1 protein-coding gene is annotated in these 571 nt (G+C 26.3%); it reads left to right on the top strand.

The features are described 5' to 3' along the window. Nucleotides 1-43: 43 nt before the first annotated feature. On the top strand, nucleotides 44-571 hold a 528-nt coding region (locus L8V79_RS08160), incomplete at its 3' end, for a type VI secretion system baseplate subunit TssG (RefSeq protein WP_263703205.1).

Raw genomic sequence — 571 nt, 5'->3', positions numbered from 1 at the left:
TGACTATACACTATCCTTTTAAAAAAGGAATTAAACCTATATTATGAACAATGCAAACTCTTATACCTTTTATAAACTTCTTAAAAAATTATTAAAAGATTACCCCAAAGAAGATATTTTTCTAAGAGCAAATAATGCCCTAATGCATCCTAACAAAGAAATCGAATATGTAAAATTCAATAAAAATATTAGTGATTTTCCTATTGAAATTATGATTAATTTTATGGGTCTACAAGGTAATACATCACAACTCCCTTCTTATATACTAGACAAGCTCTCTAGGAATGAGGATGGCGGAGATGGATGGAGTTTATTTTTTGATTTCTTCAATCACTATCTTCTTTGGATTTTTTTTGAAATTACCACTCTTAACAATTATCCAAAAAGTTTTGATACTAACTTCAGCGATAGAATTTCTAAAATACTATTTTCTATGTTAGGTATCAATGATACAAAAATAGCAAAGAGATATCTACCTTTTGCACCGTTATTACTAAGTTTAAGAAGACCTAAAAGTTATATTGAAAGAATTTTACAAATCACTTTTAATTTACAAAATCAATTAAATATT

This window comes from Campylobacter sp. IFREMER_LSEM_CL2194 (assembly GCF_025771685.1).
Classification (GTDB): domain Bacteria; phylum Campylobacterota; class Campylobacteria; order Campylobacterales; family Campylobacteraceae; genus Campylobacter_D.
The sequence above is the reverse complement of the archived record's forward strand: the minus strand, read 5'-3'. Positions and strand labels throughout refer to the sequence as shown.